Origin of the sequence: Streptacidiphilus fuscans, assembly GCF_015690355.1 — a bacterium.
Classification (GTDB): Bacteria; Actinomycetota; Actinomycetes; order Streptomycetales; family Streptomycetaceae; genus Streptacidiphilus; species Streptacidiphilus fuscans.
Genome location: NZ_JADPRT010000015.1, coordinates 178704 through 195085 on the forward strand (window position 1 = coordinate 178704; position 16382 = coordinate 195085).

19 protein-coding genes are annotated in these 16382 nt (G+C 71.4%); 6 read left to right on the forward strand and 13 right to left on the reverse strand.

The annotated features are described in order from the left end of the window. The first annotated feature begins 165 nt into the window (after positions 1 to 165). Positions 166 to 1485, forward strand: coding sequence for a D-inositol-3-phosphate glycosyltransferase (mshA, locus tag I2501_RS30065; protein WP_196197500.1), 1320 nt, complete (start codon positions 166 to 168; stop codon positions 1483 to 1485). Positions 1486 to 1495: 10 nt separating this feature from the next. Beyond that, positions 1496 to 2059 carry a YbjN domain-containing protein gene (locus tag I2501_RS30070; protein ID WP_196197438.1) on the forward strand — a complete coding sequence of 188 codons (564 nt, stop codon included), beginning with the start codon at positions 1496 to 1498 and terminating at the stop codon, positions 2057 to 2059. Positions 2060 to 2294: 235 nt separating this feature from the next. On the opposite strand, the gene I2501_RS30075 is transcribed toward I2501_RS30070, so the two are convergent. Continuing rightward, the gene (locus I2501_RS30075) at positions 2295 to 3299 is read right to left on the reverse strand and encodes an asparaginase (RefSeq protein ID WP_196197439.1); all 1005 of its coding nucleotides are present in this window, start codon (positions 3297 to 3299) and stop codon (positions 2295 to 2297) included. A 46-nt stretch (positions 3300 to 3345) separates the two neighbouring features. Continuing rightward, positions 3346 to 3867 (reverse strand): RsiG family protein, encoded by a 522-nt coding sequence (locus I2501_RS30080; protein ID WP_328806745.1) that lies wholly within the window; start codon positions 3865 to 3867, stop codon positions 3346 to 3348. Between the two features lie 203 nt (positions 3868 to 4070). Here I2501_RS30080 and dtd point away from each other — a divergent pair, with 203 nt between their 5' ends. Then, positions 4071 to 4496 carry a D-aminoacyl-tRNA deacylase gene (gene dtd / locus I2501_RS30085; RefSeq protein ID WP_196197440.1) on the forward strand — a complete coding sequence of 142 codons (426 nt, stop codon included), beginning with the start codon at positions 4071 to 4073 and terminating at the stop codon, positions 4494 to 4496. A gap of 79 nt (positions 4497 to 4575) precedes the next feature. Here the strand turns inward: dtd and ygfZ are convergent, their stop codons facing one another. The 11 genes from ygfZ to I2501_RS30135 form a co-directional block, all read right to left on the reverse strand. Then, positions 4576 to 5550 (reverse strand): CAF17-like 4Fe-4S cluster assembly/insertion protein YgfZ, encoded by a 975-nt coding sequence (gene ygfZ / locus I2501_RS30090; protein ID WP_328806746.1) that lies wholly within the window; start codon positions 5548 to 5550, stop codon positions 4576 to 4578. Then, positions 5547 to 6023 carry a Fur family transcriptional regulator gene (locus I2501_RS30095; protein ID WP_196197441.1) on the reverse strand — a complete coding sequence of 159 codons (477 nt, stop codon included), beginning with the start codon at positions 6021 to 6023 and terminating at the stop codon, positions 5547 to 5549. Before I2501_RS30095 ends, ygfZ begins: the two co-directional genes overlap by 4 nt. Positions 6024 to 6121: 98 nt before the next feature. Then, entirely contained in the window at positions 6122 to 6706 is a 585-nt protein-coding gene (locus I2501_RS30100; RefSeq protein ID WP_196197442.1) for an FABP family protein, read from the reverse strand. Positions 6707 to 6860: 154 nt separating this feature from the next. Beyond that, complete coding sequence (locus tag I2501_RS30105) at positions 6861 to 7139, reverse strand: DUF3099 domain-containing protein (protein WP_196197443.1); 279 nt, start codon at positions 7137 to 7139, stop codon at positions 6861 to 6863. A gap of 119 nt (positions 7140 to 7258) precedes the next feature. Then, on the reverse strand, positions 7259 to 7549 hold the full coding sequence (locus tag I2501_RS30110; RefSeq protein ID WP_196197444.1) for a DUF1416 domain-containing protein: 291 nt from the start codon (positions 7547 to 7549) through the stop codon (positions 7259 to 7261). Between the two features lie 33 nt (positions 7550 to 7582). Next, a complete protein-coding gene (locus tag I2501_RS30115) occupies positions 7583 to 8425 on the reverse strand; it encodes a sulfurtransferase (RefSeq protein WP_196197445.1) in 843 nt (280 codons plus the stop codon). A gap of 169 nt (positions 8426 to 8594) precedes the next feature. After that, complete coding sequence (locus tag I2501_RS40975; RefSeq protein WP_369405619.1) at positions 8595 to 8675, reverse strand: Ms5788A family Cys-rich leader peptide; 81 nt, start codon at positions 8673 to 8675, stop codon at positions 8595 to 8597. A 242-nt stretch (positions 8676 to 8917) separates the two neighbouring features. Further along, positions 8918 to 9580 carry an LmeA family phospholipid-binding protein gene (locus tag I2501_RS30120; protein WP_196197446.1) on the reverse strand — a complete coding sequence of 221 codons (663 nt, stop codon included), beginning with the start codon at positions 9578 to 9580 and terminating at the stop codon, positions 8918 to 8920. 159 nt (positions 9581 to 9739) lie between these two features. Then, the gene (locus I2501_RS30125; RefSeq protein WP_196197447.1) at positions 9740 to 11623 is read right to left on the reverse strand and encodes a hypothetical protein; all 1884 of its coding nucleotides are present in this window, start codon (positions 11621 to 11623) and stop codon (positions 9740 to 9742) included. Positions 11624 to 11630: 7 nt separating this feature from the next. Further along, positions 11631 to 11930 carry a MoaD/ThiS family protein gene (locus I2501_RS30130; protein WP_196197448.1) on the reverse strand — a complete coding sequence of 100 codons (300 nt, stop codon included), beginning with the start codon at positions 11928 to 11930 and terminating at the stop codon, positions 11631 to 11633. Positions 11931 to 11963: 33 nt separating this feature from the next. After that, a complete protein-coding gene (locus I2501_RS30135; RefSeq protein WP_196197449.1) occupies positions 11964 to 12767 on the reverse strand; it encodes an alpha/beta hydrolase in 804 nt (267 codons plus the stop codon). Between the two features lie 180 nt (positions 12768 to 12947). Between I2501_RS30135 and I2501_RS30140 the strand changes: the two genes are divergently transcribed. The 3 genes from I2501_RS30140 to I2501_RS30150 all read left to right on the forward strand — a co-directional run bounded on the left by I2501_RS30140 (position 12948) and on the right by I2501_RS30150 (position 16291). Next, positions 12948 to 13739 (forward strand): response regulator transcription factor, encoded by a 792-nt coding sequence (locus I2501_RS30140; RefSeq protein ID WP_196197450.1) that lies wholly within the window; start codon positions 12948 to 12950, stop codon positions 13737 to 13739. 79 nt (positions 13740 to 13818) lie between these two features. Continuing rightward, the gene (locus I2501_RS30145) at positions 13819 to 14850 is read left to right on the forward strand and encodes a LacI family DNA-binding transcriptional regulator (RefSeq protein WP_196197451.1); all 1032 of its coding nucleotides are present in this window, start codon (positions 13819 to 13821) and stop codon (positions 14848 to 14850) included. A 142-nt stretch (positions 14851 to 14992) separates the two neighbouring features. Then, entirely contained in the window at positions 14993 to 16291 is a 1299-nt protein-coding gene (locus tag I2501_RS30150; protein ID WP_196197452.1) for a S1C family serine protease, read from the forward strand. Positions 16292 to 16382: the final 91 nt, after the last annotated feature.

Below are 16382 nucleotides of genomic sequence, written 5' to 3' on the forward strand. Positions count from 1 at the left end.
GATCGAACAGATGAATCGAACAGGTACCGTGGAAATCAGGGCGGGAATCGCTGGGCGCTCGGACCTGTTGCACCAGTGTTGAAGGCAGGAAGCCGGACAGCAGGACGACCCAGGACCGGACCGGAAAGAGGACGAGCGGTGACCCATCAGCCCGCCCGCGTGGCCATGCTGAGCGTCCACACCTCCCCGCTGCACCAGCCCGGAACGGGCGATGCCGGCGGAATGAACGTCTACATCGTCGAACTCTCCAAGCGACTGGCCGAGCTCGGCACCGAGGTGGAGATCTTCACCCGGGCCACGGCCTCCGAACTGCCGCCGACGGTCGAACTGGCCCCCGGCGTGCTGGTGCGACACGTCACGGCAGGCCCGTACGAGGGCCTGATCAAGGAGGACCTGCCGGCGCAGCTCTGCGCCTTCACCCACTCCGTGCTGCGCACCGAGGCCGGTCACCGGCCCGGCCACTACGACGTGGTCCACTCGCACTACTGGCTCTCCGGCCAGGTCGGCTGGCTGGCCGCCGACCGCTGGGGCGTGCCGCTGGTGCACACCATGCACACCATGGCCAAGGTCAAGAACGCCTCGCTGGCGACGGGCGACAAGCCCGAACCGGCGGCGCGGATCATCGGCGAGTCCCAGGTCGTCGAGGCGGCGCACCGACTGATCGCCAACACCGACGAGGAGGCCGAGCAGCTCGCCTCCTACTACGGCGCGCGCCTGGACCAGCTCGCGGTGGTCCACCCCGGCGTCAATCTGGAGGTCTTCCGCCCGGCGACGGCCTCCCCGACCGGCCCCGTGGGGGACGCGGTCAGCGATCCGCGCGCGACCGGGGAGTCGGTCCGGGAGATCCGGGCCCGCCTCGGACTGCCGCTGGACGCGGTGGTGCTGCTGTTCGCCGGCCGAATACAGCCGCTCAAGGCGCCCGACGTGCTGGTGCGCGCCGTGGCCCACCTCCTCGACGAGGCCCCTGAACTGCGCGAACGCCTCGTCGTCCCGATCGTCGGCGGCCCCAGCGGCAGCGGGATGGCCCGCCCCGAGGCCCTGCACAAGCTGGCCGCCCAGCTGGGCGTCTGCGACGTGGTCCGGTTCCAGCCGCCGGTCGGCCAGGAGCAGCTCGCCGACTGGTACCGCGCGGCGACGGCCCTGGTGATGCCCTCCTACAGCGAGTCCTTCGGCCTGGTCGCCCTGGAGGCGCAGGCCTGCGGCACGCCCGTGGTCGCGGCGGCGGTCGGCGGCCTGCCGGTCGCGGTACGCGACGGCGAGACCGGATTCCTGGTCAGCGGCCACGACCCCGCGTCCTGGGCCCGGGTCCTGCGCCGCTTCGTCGACAACCCCGAGCTCGGCGCCCGGATGGGCGCGGCGGCGGCGCGTCACGCCTCCGCCTTCGGCTGGGAGGCCGCCGCCCGCGCGACCGCCGACGTCTACGCCGACACCATCGAGCGCGCCCGGTTCACGACCGGGCAGGTGACGGTCGCTACGGCGCGGTAACGTGCGAACCATGAGCGAAGGCGAAGGCGCACGCGCAGGCGATCGCGCAGGGGATGGCGCAGGCGAGGAGAGAAGCTCCCGCGAGCGGGCGGCGAAGGTGCTGTCCGCTGCGCTGGACGAGGCCGGAGTCCCGTGGGAGCAGCCGTCCAGCGACCACTGGACGTTCGTGGCGACGCTCCCGGGGACGCGCAAGCTGGCGACGACGTGCAGCGTTCGCGTCGGCGAGCAGACGCTGTCGATCAACGCGTTCGTGGTCCGCCGCCCGGACGAGAACTTCGAGGCGTTCTACCGCTGGCTGCTGGAACGCAACACCCGGATGTACGGGCTCTCCTACGCGCTGGACCGCCTCGGCGACGTCTACCTGGTCGGCCGCCTCCCGCTGGCGGCGGTGACGCCGGAGGAGGTGGACCGCCTCCTCGGCACGGTCCTGGAGAACGCGGACGAGCCGTTCAACCAACTGCTGGAACTGGGCTTCGCCACGGCGATCAAGCGCGAGTGGGACTGGCGCGTGAAGCGCGGCGAGTCCACGCGGAATCTCGAGGCCTTCGGCCGGATCACCGGCGCGGAGGAATAGCCAAGGCAGCACGGCCAGTTGCTGATGCGTCAGGTGAGCGGCAGCTCTACTGTTCGCTACCGCAGGTTGTTGCACCTCCAGGGGCGCGGGGAACTGCGCGAGCAACCACCCTGTGCGGATGGCCCTGTTCATCGAGGACCATCTGTCGTGGGTGGCTTGTCGCGCCCGCGCGGCGGAGCCGCAAGTCAGCAGAGCCCCGCGCCCCTGACGTTTGCAACTTCCCCGCCTGTAGAAATCAGAACGCCGCCCGGACCTCGCCCACCACCGCGCCGCCGCCGTACAGCGGCGCAGCCGCAATGCGGGCGGAGACGTCCGCCGGCACCTGCACGCCCATGCGTGCCAGCGCCGCCGCGAGGACCGGGCCGAGGGCCCGCTTCGCGCCGTCGTCGATCTTGAAGGCGAGCGCGCGGCCGTCCGGGAGGGCGACGGCCTGGACCGACTCCGCGCCCATCTTCGCCATCGCGCCGGGGACGGCGCGCATCAGCCAGGTGTCGATGCGGCGGGTGCCGGCCACGTACTCGGGGTGGGCGCGCATCGCGTCGGCGACGCGGCGCTGCGGGGTGCCGGGGTCCGCCAGGACGTGCGCGCGGAAGGCGCGGGCCAGCCCGACCAGGCTGACGGCCATCAGCGGGGCGCCGCAGCCGTCCGTGCCGACGGCAGCCACCGGCTCGCCCGCCAGCTCCTCCAGCGTCTCGCGGACCGTGACCTGGACCGGGTGGTCGACCGCCAGGTAGCTCGCGGTGTCCCAGCCGTTGCGGACGCAGGTCGCCAGCATCGCCGCGTGCTTGCCGGAGCAGTCCATCAGGATGCGCTCACGCTGCCCGCCGGCGCGTATCCACGCCTCGGCCTCCTCCTCGTCCAGGGAGTAGGACGGCGGGGTCTGCAGCGCGTTCTCGTCGAGTCCGGCCGAGGCGAGGATCTTCCGCACCGCGTCCCGGTGAAACGATTCTGCAGAGTGGCTGGCCGCCGCCAGCGCCAGCAGCTCGCCGTCCAGCTCCAGGCCGGTGCGCAGGACCGCCGTGGCCTGCATCGGCTTGTTGCTGGAGCGCGGGAAGACCGGCGACTCCGGGGCGCCGAGCGCGAAGTCGACGCTGCCGTCGGCGGCGAGGATCACCAGCGAGCCGCGGTGGTGGCCCTCGACGAACCCCGAGCGGACGACCTCGGCAAGGACCGGGAGGTCGGCGAGTTCGGCGGGACCTGCGGCGGCGGAAGAGGAGGCAGACATGGAGGATGCAGACATGTGAGTGGTCCTTCTGTGCCTGGAGGGGACCGCCGCGCGGAGCGGGTCACCCTCCGGACAGCAGGTCGTCGACGCGTGCTTCCCCTTCACGGTACCTGCGGGTGATCTCCGCGCTGCAACCGTCCACCGTCCGCTGCAGCCGCTGGCGCTCCTGGGAGATCCCGCGCTCGTGCGCGGTGAGCCGGATGCAGGCCTTGTGGAGCTGCTCGTCGCTCTGCTCGGCCAGGTCCGCCAGGCGGGCGTCGCCCATGAGCTCGTCGGCGAGGGTCCGGTACGCCCGGCTGTTGGGCGTGCCCAGGGTGACGTGGCGGGCCGAGTGGCGGACCTGGGAGGGGATGTCCGCGAGGATCTCGGGGAGCTGCTCCAGCAGGGTGTCCGTCAGCAGCGCGGCATGGCCGCTGCGGCGGTCCAGCTCGGCGCGCAGGATGTCGACCCGGCCCTGCAGCAGTCGGCGCAGGTAGGAGAGGTCGGCCTCGTCCCGCTGCGCATGGCGGCGGAGCGTGCGCAGCTCGTCCAGACCGAGTCCGGAGAGGTCGATCGGCTCGGCGAGCTCGTCATGGTGTCCCACGCGTGCATCGTGCCACCGTCCGTCGCGTGTTCGGGGACGGCTGCACCCAATCGGGCCCCTGGCGAATCACCGTGATAAATACGACCGGTGCATATCCCCAGCGCACAGCCCCCGTCGGGGGTGGCGCGGGGGCGCTCGGGTCCAGCCCGCACGCCCCCAGGCCCGGTACCGCCGACGGGTACCGGGTGGCGGAGAATGGGGGTATGCGTGCAGTGGCTCAGCGGGTGACCGAGGCAAGTGTGACCGTGGACGGCGAGGTCGTCGGCTCCATCCTGGGGCCGGGGCTCTGCGTGCTGGTGGGGGTCACCCACGAGGACACGGCGGAGCAGGCCGCGCTGATGGCGCGCAAGCTCTGGTCGCTCCGCATCTTGGAGGGCGAGAAGTCCTGCTCGGACCTGAACGCGCCGCTGCTGGTGATCAGTCAGTTCACCCTCTACGGCGACGCACGCAAGGGCCGCCGCCCCACCTGGAACGCGGCTGCTCCCGGACCGGTGGCGGAGCCGCTGGTCGACGAGGTCGTCGCCCAACTGCGGGCGCTGGGCGCGACGGTGGCGACGGGCCGGTTCGGCGCGGACATGAAGGTCTCGCTCACCAACGACGGCCCGTTCACCGTCCTGCTGGACTTCTGAAGCCCCACGGCAACAGAAGCCCACGGCGACTGAAGCCCGCAGCGGAACTCGCTGCGGAAGGCCTCAGGGCGCGACGGGCTCAAGGCGCGACGACGATCTCCTGCGCCGCCGCCACCGTGCCCGCGATCAGCGGAGCGTCCGCGGAGGTGTTCCGCTTGACCAACGCCAGGGCGATCGGGCCGAGTTCGTGGTGCCGGACGGCCGTGGTGACGAAGCCGACAGCGCGGCCGTCGGGCCCGTCCGCGGCCAGGCGGACCTGGTCGCCGTGCGCGGGGAGCGCCTCGCCGCTGCCGTCCAGGTGCAGGAAGACCAGGCGGCGCGGCGGACGGCCCAGGTTGTGCACCCGGGCCACCGTCTCCTGGCCGCGGTAGCAGCCCTTCTGCAGGTGGACGGCGGTCTCCAGCCAGCCCAGCTCGTGCGGGATGGTCCGGTGGTCGGTCTCGAAGCCCAGACGGGGGCGGTGCCCCTCGACGCGCAGCGCCTCGTACGCCCACAGCCCGGCCGCCTGGCCGAAGCCGTCGGTCGCCTCGGCGAAGCCCTCACGGGGCAGGAACAGGTCCCGGCCGTACGGGAGTTCACGCACCGCCGCAGCGCCGGACGCGTCGGCGGTGGACCCGGCGGGCAGGTGCACGACGGCGTAGGCGTCGGTGGCGTCGGCGATCTCGACCTGGGCGAAGAACTTCATCTTCTCCAGATAGGCCGTCAACTCCCCCGTGGTGCCCGGCTCGACGTGGATCCACGTGGTCCGGCCGTCGTCCACCAGGTAGAGCGCGTGCTCGATGTGGCCGTTCGGGGAGAGGATCAGCGCCTCGGTCGCCTGCTGCGGCGGCAGTTCGCTGACGTGCTGGGTGAGCAGCAGGTGCAGCCAGCTGAGCCGCTCCGGGCCGGAGACGGTGACGACGCCGCGGTGGGACAGGTCCACGAAGCCCTGGCCGCCCGCGAGCGCGCGCTGCTCACGGAAGAGGTCGCCGTAGTGCGCCGCGACGCCCGCGTCGACGCCGTCGGCGGGCACCGCGCCGGGCAGACGGTCCAGCAGGGGGCTGCGGTAGCTCACGCGTGGGTCTCCTTGTCCGTCTTCGCCGTGCCTGCCGCGCTGTCCGCGTCGGCGAGCTTGGCCGTGCAGTCCGCGCAGCGGCCGAATATGGCGAAGTGCTTCATGTCTGTCTCAAAACCATGGGCGCGCCGCAGGGATTCCACGAACGGCGTGGCGAGCGCGATGTCGGTCTCGATGACGTTGTCGCAGTCCCGGCAGACCAGGTGCATGTGCTGGTCGCGGCTGGCCAGGTGGTAGGTGGGCGCGCCGTGGCCGAGGTGGGCGTGGGTGACCAGGCCCAGCTCCTCCAGCAGGTCCAGGGTCCGGTAGACGGTGGAGATGTTGACGCCCGCGGCGGTGCGGCGGACCTCGGTGAGGACCTCCTCCGGGGTGGCGTGCTCCAGCACGTCGACCGCCTGCAGCACCAGCTGCCGCTGCGGCGTGAGCCGATATCCGCGCTGGCGCAGGTCCGTCTGCCAGTCGATGCCGCTCAACCCGAGCCCCTGTCCCTGAGAACCCTGTCCTGAAAACGCCTCTGTCCCGTACCCCCGAGTCTAGGGGGGTGCGGGACAGAGCAGCGCGGACCGGACTGTCAGCGGAAGAACGCGATGCCGTCGTCCGGGAGGTCGGCGATGTCCTCGATCAGCTTGGCCGGGTTGAGCACCTTCTTCAGCTGCGCGGACATGTACGGCCGGAGCGGAACCTCGGGGGCGGCCTTCTCGCCGACCCACATCAGCTCGTTGTTCACGAACCCGTACAGACGCTTGCCGCCCGTGTACGGCGGCGCGCCCTCGATCCGGGCCACCGCGTCCGTCGCCAGGTCGATCTGCGGCTTGCCGTCGGCCAGCTCGCCGTACCAGATCTCGACCGTGCCGTCGTCGCGCACCGAGGAGAACTCGATCTCGCGGACGCCGGAGGTGCCGTGCTGGTTGCCGGTGACCCGCCAGAAGCCCGACTCGCTCTCCAGCGGGCGGACCTTGTTGCCCTCGTTGTCCAGCACCCAGGTGCGGGAGCGGAACTCCAGGAACGGGCGGCCGTCGTGCCGGAAGATGACCTCCTGGCCGAAGTTGCACTTCTCCGTGCCCGGGAAGTCGTAGACACCCGCGCCCTCCCACGTCCCGAGCAGGAACGCGAGCGAGACGACGTCCTTGTGCAGGCCCTCAGGGATCTCGATCATGGTCAGCGCTGGCCCTGGTAGAGCTTCGACACCGAGTAGACGGCGAAGGCGACGATCGCGACGGCGATCACGGAGAGCAGGGTGTCGAAGAAGATGGTCATGGTGGCCTGCTCCTCTGAGCGGTTGCACGGTCGGACAAACGGCGTTCCACAGTCTAGTGGGGCCGGGTGTCGCCCTCTCGGTGAGCCCCGCCACTCGGGCGATGCCGGGGGCGCGGCACGCGTCGGTTGACGGCCGGGTCGTCCCACCAGGGATCGTCGGGACCGCGCCGGTTGGCGACGATCGCGGCGATGGGCGGGATCACCATCGCGACCAGACTCATCGCCACGGCCGCCGTCACGGACCAGAGCCGCACGACGTTCCAGGCCAGGACGATCAGGAAGAGGCAGACCGCCATCAGCGCGTAGTAGAGATGCCGGCGTCGCGACTGCATAAAGCCAGTCTTCCCGGAATCGACCGGCCAGAACGCCCCGAACGCAGGCAAAGAGGCCCGTCGGACGTCGTGGTGACGACATCCGACGGGCCTCCGTCAGCGCACTGCTGCGGCGCTGCTCAGACCGCGATCGCGACCTCGGTGAACTGGCCCTGCTGGGCCACGACCGCACGGTCGACCGTGGCGCCCGGGACGAGCGCACGCAGCGTCCAGCTGCCCGGGGCGGCGAAGAAGCGGAACTGGCCCGTCGCCGAGGTGGGGACCTCGGCGGTGAACTCACCGCTCGCGTCGAGCAGACGGACGTAGCCGTTGACCGGCTCTCCGTCGCGGGTCACCGAACCCTGGATGATCGTCTCGTTGGCCACGTCCACTCCTGCCAGTTCGGGGCCTCCGGCCTTGGCTCCACACATGTCATGCTCTCCTTGCTTGCTGGGGCCGGCTGCTCAGTTGGAGCCGAGCTCGATCGGCACGCCGACGAGGCTGCCGTACTCGGTCCAGGAGCCGTCGTAGTTCTTGACGTTGGTCTGACCCAGCAGCTGGTGCAGGACGAACCAGGTGAGCGCGGAGCGCTCACCGATACGGCAGTAGGCGATGGTGTCCTTCGCCAGGTCGACGTTCTCGGCCTCGTAGAGGGCGCGGAGCTCGTCGTCCGACTTGAAGGTGCCGTCGTCGTTGGCGTTCTTCGACCACGGGATGTTGCGGGCGCTCGGGACGTGGCCCGGACGCTGCGACTGCTCCTGCGGCAGGTGGGCCGGGGCGAGCAGGCGGCCGGAGAACTCGTCGGGCGAACGGACGTCGACCAGGTTCTTGCTGCCGATCGCGGCGACGACGTCGTCACGGAAGGCGCGGATCGAGGTGTCCTGGGCCTTGGCCTTGTACTCGGTGGCGGCACGGTCCGGCACGTTGGCGCCGTCGACCAGCTCGCGGGAGTCCAGCTCCCACTTCTTGCGGCCGCCGTCGAGGAGGCGGACGTCACCGTGGCCGTAGAGCTGGAAGTACCAGAACGCGTACGAGGCGAACCAGTTGTTGTTGCCGCCGTAGAGCACGACGGTGTCGTCGTTGGAGATGCCCTTGGCGGAGAGGAGGGCCTCGAAACCGGCCTGGTCCACGAAGTCGCGGCGGACCGGGTCCTGGAGGTCCTTCTTCCAGTCGATCCGCACGGCGTTGCGGATGTGGTTCTTGTCGTAGGCGGCGGTGTCCTCGTCGACCTCGACCACGACGACCTTCGGGTCGTCCAGGTGTTCCTGGACCCAGTCGGCGCTGACCAGGACGTCACTACGGCTCATGAGAATTCTCCTCCGGGGCAGTTGCGGAAGGCGATGGCGGCCGCGCGCGGTGACACGTCCGGAGGGGAGTCCGGATCGTGGGACGTGCGGCAGGAAGTCTTGCAGGGCGCGGCTCAGCCGCGCGGGAACGGCGCGAGAGTGGGCGGGGTCTCTTGAAAAACCGGCCCGATCAGCGCATTCGACAGAGGCAGGCAGCGACACGGCACAGGTCCACTGCCCGCCGCTTCGTAAGGTCCGCCTGTCGCTTCATGTCGTCGACTCTAGGGAACCCGAGCGGGGGCTGTCACCAAAGTCTTGAATGGTGAGACAATGACATCCGCACCATGAGATGAATATGCGCCCGCGCACGCCGCGAGCCACTCCCGGCATGGCGACGGAGGGGGTTCGGGCCGCTCTGCGGAACGACCATGGACAAGCCGTCTCACAGAGCGGACAGCAGCTCAGCCGTTGAGGTCAGCCGTTGAGGTCAGCCGTTGAGGTCAGCCGTTGAGGTCAGCCGTTGAGGTGGACGTCCGTGCCCGTGACGGTGACCGCGACACCGTCCTGGTCCGCGGAGATCGACTGGAGCTGCAGGCCGTACGGCAGCCCGGTCAACGGGATCTGCGGCGAGAAGACGTTCGCCAGGAACGAGGTCAGCGGGTCACCGGTGTCCAGGTTGTTGAGCTGCACGCTGCCGCCGCTCACCACGGAGATGTCGGCGGTGCCGGATACCTTGGTGCCGTTGATCGTGGTGCTGACCTTCACCTTGCCGGGCGCGCCGCCGTACCCGATCGTCGTGTTGTTCGGCAGCGCCTTGGAGAGGTCGCTGTAGGTCAGGTACCCCGTGCCGGTCGCCGAGTCGGCGACGGCGCTGGAGTAGTTGTTCGAGATCTGCACGCCGCTGAGGGTGGCGTTCAGCGAGACCAGCTGGACGCTGCTGCCCTTGACCTTCATGTCGCTCGCCTGCACCTTGACCTGGTCCAGCTTGGAGCCGATGAGCTGGGTCAGGAACGGGAAGCCCCCGATGCTCACGTCCGGCTTCTGGGCCAGCCCCTGCGAGCTCTGGATCTTGCTGGCGGCCTCGTTCTCCGCGACCCGGACCGCGACGCGGTCGGCGACGACGAACAGGCCGAAGATGATCACCAGCGTGATCAGGAGTCGGCGCAGGTTGCGCATGAGGTGTCGATCCCTTCGAAGTTCGCTCGCTTGTTCTTTCGTCTGGAGCGATGGTCGGCCTTCATGGCTGCCGTCAAGGCTGCCAGGTTCGCGAAGTAACGACGCGGGGCCGGGCAACGACGGTTGCCCGGCCCCGGCGTGCGTGGGGCGTGCTGTGGGTCAGCGCGCGATCAGGTAGACGATCGGCGCGGCGGCGGCCAGCGGCAGCGCGACACCGGCGGTCATGTGGACGAAGCGCGACGGGAAGTCGTACGCCGCCACCCGACGGCCGATCAACCCGCAGGCACCGGCGGCGATTCCGAGCAGCGCGCCCTCGACCGTTCCCAGTCCGGTCGCGGCGGCGATCCCCGCGCCGACCGCGAGCCCGGCGACCGCACCCGCAGCGAACCCGAGCGCGGCCGGCTTGCGCAGCAGCGCCGAGACGGTGGCCGAGACGCCCGCGGCGAGCGCACCCGCCAGCACGGCCTTGCCGTTGCCGACCGCCAGGAACGCGGCGCCCAGGACGGTCACCACGGTGGCCGACGCGGTCACCGTCAGCGCGTAGAAGCGCTCGTCCGGGTTGCTGGGCTTGAAGATCTGCAGGACCAGGACGAGGACGAAGAACGCCCCCAGCGTCCCGGCGATCACCGTCGGCGCGCTGGACTGCGACGAGGCCGCCAGGATCGCCGCGTCGGCGACGAACCCGCCCAGCGCGGCGAGGGCGATGCCCTGCCGGGCCGGCCACATCCCGTTCAGCCGGAACCACCCGGCGGCGGTGACGGCCTGCAGCAGCAGGACCGGCACGGCAAGCCCGTACCGTCCGGCCAGCGCGGACACGCCGATCAGCACCGACAGGGCCAGCGTGATGGCGGCGGGCTGGACGCCCGGGTCGATGATCGGCGACCCGGTGCGGCGGGCGGCCTGCGGCGTCGGCGCACCGACGGGCGGACGTCCAGGCTGGCCCGGCTGCCCGCCCGGCCCGGGCTGCCCCGGCTGTCGGAACTGACCCGGACCGGTCGGCTGCGCGGACGCGAACGCCTCCCGCAGCGAGCCCCCTGCGCCGCCCTGCGCACCCGGCGTGCCCAGCGGCGCGTCGGACGGCAGGGCCGGGATCGGCGGCAGGTACGCGGTCTGCTCCGACGCGTTGTCCGGCGCGGGGACCGCGAGCAGGTACGAGGTCTCCTCGAACGCGTTCCCGGGCTCCACAGGAGCGGGCACTGGCAGCAGGTAGGAGGTCTGCTCGAAGGGGTTGTCCGGGTGCTCCTCAGGCGCAGGAGCGGGCGTGGGGGCGGGAGCGGGGGCGGGAGCGGGGGCGGGAGCGGCCTCCGGCGCCGACGCGTTGTCCGGCGTCTCACCCGGCGCGAACGCCTGCGGCTGCGGCTGCGGGTGGGACTGCGGAGCCGCCTCGGACGGCTGCGGGGACCAGGAGGCGGGCGGCGCCGCCGGGCGCTCCCAGCCGTCGGGCCAAGGCGAGTCGGCGCCCTCGGGCTCCGGCGCCGGGGCGTGGAAGGGCGCGGGCTGCTGCACGGGGAACTCCCCCGCGCCGTAGCGCTCGTGGATCTGCCCGAACCGCGAGTCACCGGCGGGGGCCGCATACGCGTCGGGAGCGTGGCCGTCCACGATCGGCGGGAGATAGGCGGTCTGCTCCGCCTCGGATCCGTAGCCGCCCTGGCCGACCTGACCGCCAGGGGCGACGTACTCGCCGGGCTGCGGGTAGCCGTAGGAGGCGTGCGCTGCCTGCGGAGCCTGCTGGTGCTGCGACGGTGCGGCCGGGATGGGCGGCATGTAGGCGGTGCGCTCCGCGTCGGACTCCACCGTCCGCGGCGCAGCGGCCCCGGGGTCGATCGGGAAGCCGGACATCCCGTGCTGCCCGTACTCCTCGTGCTGCCCGTGCTGCCCGTACTGCTCGAACTGCTGCTGCTGCTGGTACGCCTGCTGCTGCGGCTGCTGGTGCTCCGGATACGGCTGCACCTGCTGGTGCTGCGGGTACGGCTGCTGCTCCGGCTGCACCCGCTGGCCGTACTCGTACCCGTACTCGTTCTCGAACTGCTGCTGGTCGCTCATCGCCCGCTCACCCTCCCGCGAAGGGGGGAAGGATCTCGATCGTGCCGCCGTCTGTCAGCGGCACGTCGGCGTGATCGCGGCGGCCGACCTGCGCGCCGTCGACCAGGAACGAGCAGTGCTCCAGCACCTGCGCGAAGCGCGGGTTGTCGGTGTGCCGGGCACGCGCGGCGGCGAGCGCGCCGGCGAGCGTGGCCGCCGCGTACGGCTCCTCCGCCGTGCCGGCCTCCGCCTTGGCAGCCGCCCAGTAGCGGATCACGCCACTGCGGACCACGCCTTCGTCGTTGACTGTCTCCGTCGCTCCTTGCATGCGGGCCATCATCGCCGTTCACCGAGGCAACAGTCACGCGTGGCTGGTCAGCCAGGCGGAGACCCGCTCCAGCAGGTCCTCCGGCGCGGCGTTCTCGGCGTGGCCGAAGCCGGGCTCGATCCAGAGCTCGCTGTCGGGCGCCGCCTCGCGCAGGGAACGCGGGTGGTCGAGCGGGAAGTACGGGTCGGCGTCGCCGTGGACGACCAGGAGTGGGACGTTCACCCGTGCGGCGGCATCGACGGGAGGAATCGGCACGTCAACCCACTCGTTCGGGTCAATCCGGGTCTTCAGTCCGATCCGGCCGACCACGCGGCCGAGCGGCTTCATCACCACCCAGTGCAGCCGCCGCATCGGCACGGTGCCCTGGTAGTACCAGCGGGCCGGGGCGCTGACCGCGGCGACCGCCGCGACGCCTCCGTGGAGCGCCGCCTGCCGCAGCACCACGGCGCCGCCCATGCTGAAACCTACTGTGACAACTGTCTCGAATCCCAGCGTCCGGGCCCAGGCCACGGCCGCGTCGAGGTCGAGCACCTCCCGGTCTCCGACCGTGGACAGACCGTCCGAGCGGCCGTGCCCGCGGAACGAGAAAGTGATCACCCCGGCCCGCCGGGCGAAAACCCGCGCAGCCCGCTGGAGAGCAGGGCGTTCGACCGCTCCGCTGAATCCGTGGGCGACCACAACGGCGACCTTCGCGTCAGCTTGCTGCGGCGGCAGGTACGCGGCGTGGATGCCGACTCCGTCGGCCGCGACGAGCCGCGCCTCCGCAGGCGAGAGCCAGTACGGCCGATGGCGGGAGGTGTCCGGGATGCGAACGGCACTCTTCGCTGCGGCGTCCATGTGGGCTATTCTCCTGAGCAGTGAGGGTCCGGGCAGCGTAGCCGCCGGATCCTTTTGTGCTTTGTGAACACCAGTACGGACGTTCGCACGAGTGACGGACGTTCCCGGTAGCGCCCGACGACGTGCGCCACTGGCCCAGAGAAGTGTCACCGGTCCACCCGGAAAGGGGACTAACCGGGTATGAGTTCTCTCCTGCTGCTGACCAACGCCCTGCAGCCGTCGGCCGAGGTGCTGCCCGCGCTCGGACTGCTCCTGCACAACGTCCGCGTCGCGCCCGCGGAAGGCTCCGCCCTCGTCGACACTCCAAGCTCCGACGTCATCCTCGTCGACGGCCGCCGTGACCTTCCCCACACCCGCAGCCTGTGCCAGCTGCTGCGCTCCACAGGCCCGGGCGCGCCGGTGATCCTGGTGGTCACCGAGGGCGGCCTGGCGGCCGTCACCGCCGAGTGGGGCGTCGACGACGTCCTGCTGGACACGGCCGGTCCCGCCGAGGTCGAGGCCCGGCTGCGGCTGGCGCTCGGCCGTCAGCAGGTGACGGCCGACGAGAGCCCGATGGAGATCCGCAACGGCGACCTCTCCGTCGACGAGGCCACCTACAGCGCCAAGCTCAAGGGCCGGGTGCTGGACCTGACCTTCAAGGAGTTCGAGCTCATCAAGTACCTCGCCCAGCACCCTGGCCGGGTCTTCACCCGGGCCCAGCTGCTGCAGGAGGTCTGGGGCTACGACTACTTCGGCGGCACCCGCACGGTCGATGTCCACGTCCGACGGCTGCGGGCCAAGCTCGGGCCCGAGCACGAGCAGCTGATCGGCACCGTCCGCAACGTCGGCTACCGCTTCGTCGTCCCGGAGAAGCCGGAGAAGGGCGCGGCCCGCGCCGAGACGCCCGCGGAGTCGTCGCAGAAGCCTTCCGCCTCCCCGGAGAAGTCCCCCGCGAAGTCCGCCTCCGCCGCCAACGCCGCACAGAGTTCCTAGGGTCACAGCGCCTCGCCGACCTGTATCAGGTCGGAAACGCACTGGTCCCCAGCCCGACATGTCCAAGTAGGATTCCGCCATGCCCAAGGTGACCCGCGACGATGTCGCCCGACTGGCGGGGACGTCGACCGCGGTCGTCAGCTACGTCATCAACAACGGACCGCGCCCGGTCGCGCCTGCGACCCGCGAGCGCGTCCTCGCCGCGATAGACGAGCTGGGCTACCGGCCCAACAGCGTCGCGCAGGCGATGGCGAGCCGACGGACCAACCTGATCGGCATGGTGGTGCCCGACGCGCGCCAGCCCTTCTTCGCCGAGCTGGCGCACGCCGTGGAGCGGGCGGCCTCGGAGCGCGGCAAGATCGTCCTGATAGGGAACTCGGACTACACCGGGGACCGCGAGATCCACTACGTCCGGGCCTTCCTCGGCATGCGGGTGGCCGGGCTGATCCTGATCAGCGAGGGCCCGAGCGAGCGCGCCGACGCGGAGTTCGCGGCGCACGACGACTCCCGGGTGGTGCTGCTGCACCGCCGTCCGGAGACGGGTGACGACATCGCGGTGGTCACCGACGACGTGGGCGGTTCGATGCTCGCCGTCAGCCACCTGCTGGAGCACCACGGCCACCCGTACGTCGCCTGCTTCGGCGGCCCGGTCAACGCGCCCGCGCCCGGCGACCCGGTGGTCGACCACATCCACGGCTGGCGTGCCGCGATGGACGCCGCGGGCGTCTCCACCGAGGGCCGCCTGATCGACGCGCCGTTCTCCCGCTACGGGGCCTACCAGGTCGCGCTCGGCGTGCTGAAGGACCCGGCCGCCCGGCCGCCGGCGATCTTCTGCTCCACGGACGACCAGGCCATAGGCGTCCTGCGGGCCGCACGCGAGCTGGACCTCCGGGTGCCGGAGGACCTGGCCGTGATCGGCTTCGACGACATCCAGGAGGCGGCGTTCTGCGACCCGCCGCTGACCACCATCGCCTCGGACCGCGACGCCATGGCCAAGGCCGCGGTGGACCTGGTGCTGGACGACTCGCTCGCGGTCCCGGGTTCGGAGACGCCGCGGATCCGGCGTTTCCCGTGCCACCTGGTGATCCGCCGCAGCTGCGGCTGCAACTGACTTCCCGTCCGGCACCGGTCGGCCGTGGGCCGGCCTGTGCCCGGAGCGGTTCGGACGGGGGTCCGGGACGGGGGGCAAAGGTTCTACCCGGTTCTGATTGGGCTCTCACAGGGTTTTCATCTACAAGGCGGAAGTTACTTCCATGAGCGAGACGCCCCGGAACCACGCAGACGACCCGTACACCCCTGCTGTGCCGCCGTTGCCCGGGTACCACCCGACCGCGCACGAGGCCCAGCCCCTCGAAGGCACGGTCCACCCGTCCTCCTCCGCGCCGATGTACCCGCAGCCCCCAGCGCCGGAGTGGCCGCGCCCGCAGCAGGCCGCCGCGCAGCAGCCCGCCGGGCCGCAGGTCCCCCAGGCTCCGCAGCCGCCGCAGGGCCCGCAGGGGTACTACTTCAGCGCCGAGCAGCCGCCCGCCGGCTCGCACGGCGGCTCGCAGACGGGCTCGCCCATGGGTCCGCCGGTCGTCCCGCCGCTCCCGCCGACCGGCGACGGCGCCTACCCCGCCGGTGACGCCGGTGACGGCGGCGAGCCGGGTGCCCCGCGCAAGCGGAGCAGGCGCCCGCTCGCGCTGGTCGCCGCCGTGGCCGTGCTCTCCGCCCTGGCGGGCGGTGTCGCGGGCGGCCTGATCAGCAACACCACCAGCGACCACGCCAGCTACTCCACCAACGCCGTGGTCACCGGGGACAAGAGCAGCTCGGCCGGCGACACCGCGGCGATCGCCAAGGCCGTCTCCCCCGCCGTCGTCCAGATCGAGGTCGACAGCTCCAGCTCCCAGGACATCGGCACCGGCCAGATACTCACCTCGTCGGGGCAGATCCTCACCAACTTCCACGTCATCTCCGACGCGGTGAACGGCAACGGCGGCACCATCAAGGTCACCCTGAACGACGGCAAGACCGCCGCCGGGTCGATCGTCGCCACCGACGCCAAGCTGGACGTCGCGGTCATCAAGATCAGCGGATACACCAACCTCCCGACGGTCTCGCTCGGCTCCTCGGGCCAGGTCGCGGTCGGCGACCAGGTCACCGCGATCGGCAACCCGGACGGCCTGACCGGCACGGTCACCTCCGGCATCGTCAGCGCGCTGAACCGTCCGGTCACCGTCGACGTCAGCCCGAGCACGGTGCAGAGCAACGGCGGCTTCGGCCTCCCGTTCTGGCAGGGCGACAGCGGCCGCAACAGCCAGCCCAGCTCCGGCCAGCAGGCGAGCTACAACGCGATCCAGACCGACGCGTCGCTCAACCCGGGCAACAGCGGCGGCCCGCTGCTCAACGCCCAGGGCCAGGTCATAGGCATCAACGCCTCGATGTACTCCTCCAGCGGCAGCGACAGCTCCGGTGGCCAGGCGGGCAGCGTGGGCCTGGGCTTCGCGATCCCGATCGACGCGGTGAAGCAGGTCCTGCCGCAGCTGCAGTCCGGCCAGAGCATCAGCAGCTGACGCGGGCGCGCCCCGCGGACCTGTACGGTCCGCGGGCCCGCGTGGCGGACAATTGCCGCAGCAGCGACATCACTCGCAACTGACGTATTCG

What these genes read in the sequence shown, in the direction of transcription:
- mshA (WP_196197500.1), top strand. Translation starts at nt 166, where the DNA reads ATGCTGAGCGTCCACACCTCCCCGCTGCACCAGCCCGGAACGGGCGAT.
- I2501_RS30070 (WP_196197438.1), top strand. Translation starts at nt 1,496, where the DNA reads ATGAGCGAAGGCGAAGGCGCACGCGCAGGCGATCGCGCAGGGGATGGC.
- I2501_RS30075 (WP_196197439.1), bottom strand. Translation starts at nt 3,299, where the DNA reads ATGTCTGCATCCTCCATGTCTGCCTCCTCTTCCGCCGCCGCAGGTCCC.
- dtd (WP_196197440.1), top strand. Translation starts at nt 4,071, where the DNA reads ATGCGTGCAGTGGCTCAGCGGGTGACCGAGGCAAGTGTGACCGTGGAC.
- I2501_RS30100 (WP_196197442.1), bottom strand. Translation starts at nt 6,706, where the DNA reads ATGATCGAGATCCCTGAGGGCCTGCACAAGGACGTCGTCTCGCTCGCG.
- I2501_RS30105 (WP_196197443.1), bottom strand. Translation starts at nt 7,139, where the DNA reads ATGCAGTCGCGACGCCGGCATCTCTACTACGCGCTGATGGCGGTCTGC.
- I2501_RS30110 (WP_196197444.1), bottom strand. Translation starts at nt 7,549, where the DNA reads ATGTGTGGAGCCAAGGCCGGAGGCCCCGAACTGGCAGGAGTGGACGTG.
- I2501_RS30115 (WP_196197445.1), bottom strand. Translation starts at nt 8,425, where the DNA reads ATGAGCCGTAGTGACGTCCTGGTCAGCGCCGACTGGGTCCAGGAACAC.
- I2501_RS40975 (WP_369405619.1), bottom strand. Translation starts at nt 8,675, where the DNA reads ATGAAGCGACAGGCGGACCTTACGAAGCGGCGGGCAGTGGACCTGTGC.
- I2501_RS30120 (WP_196197446.1), bottom strand. Translation starts at nt 9,580, where the DNA reads ATGCGCAACCTGCGCCGACTCCTGATCACGCTGGTGATCATCTTCGGC.
- I2501_RS30125 (WP_196197447.1), bottom strand. Translation starts at nt 11,623, where the DNA reads ATGAGCGACCAGCAGCAGTTCGAGAACGAGTACGGGTACGAGTACGGC.
- I2501_RS30130 (WP_196197448.1), bottom strand. Translation starts at nt 11,930, where the DNA reads ATGCAAGGAGCGACGGAGACAGTCAACGACGAAGGCGTGGTCCGCAGT.
- I2501_RS30135 (WP_196197449.1), bottom strand. Translation starts at nt 12,767, where the DNA reads ATGGACGCCGCAGCGAAGAGTGCCGTTCGCATCCCGGACACCTCCCGC.
- I2501_RS30140 (WP_196197450.1), top strand. Translation starts at nt 12,948, where the DNA reads ATGAGTTCTCTCCTGCTGCTGACCAACGCCCTGCAGCCGTCGGCCGAG.
- I2501_RS30145 (WP_196197451.1), top strand. Translation starts at nt 13,819, where the DNA reads ATGCCCAAGGTGACCCGCGACGATGTCGCCCGACTGGCGGGGACGTCG.
- I2501_RS30150 (WP_196197452.1), top strand. Translation starts at nt 14,993, where the DNA reads ATGAGCGAGACGCCCCGGAACCACGCAGACGACCCGTACACCCCTGCT.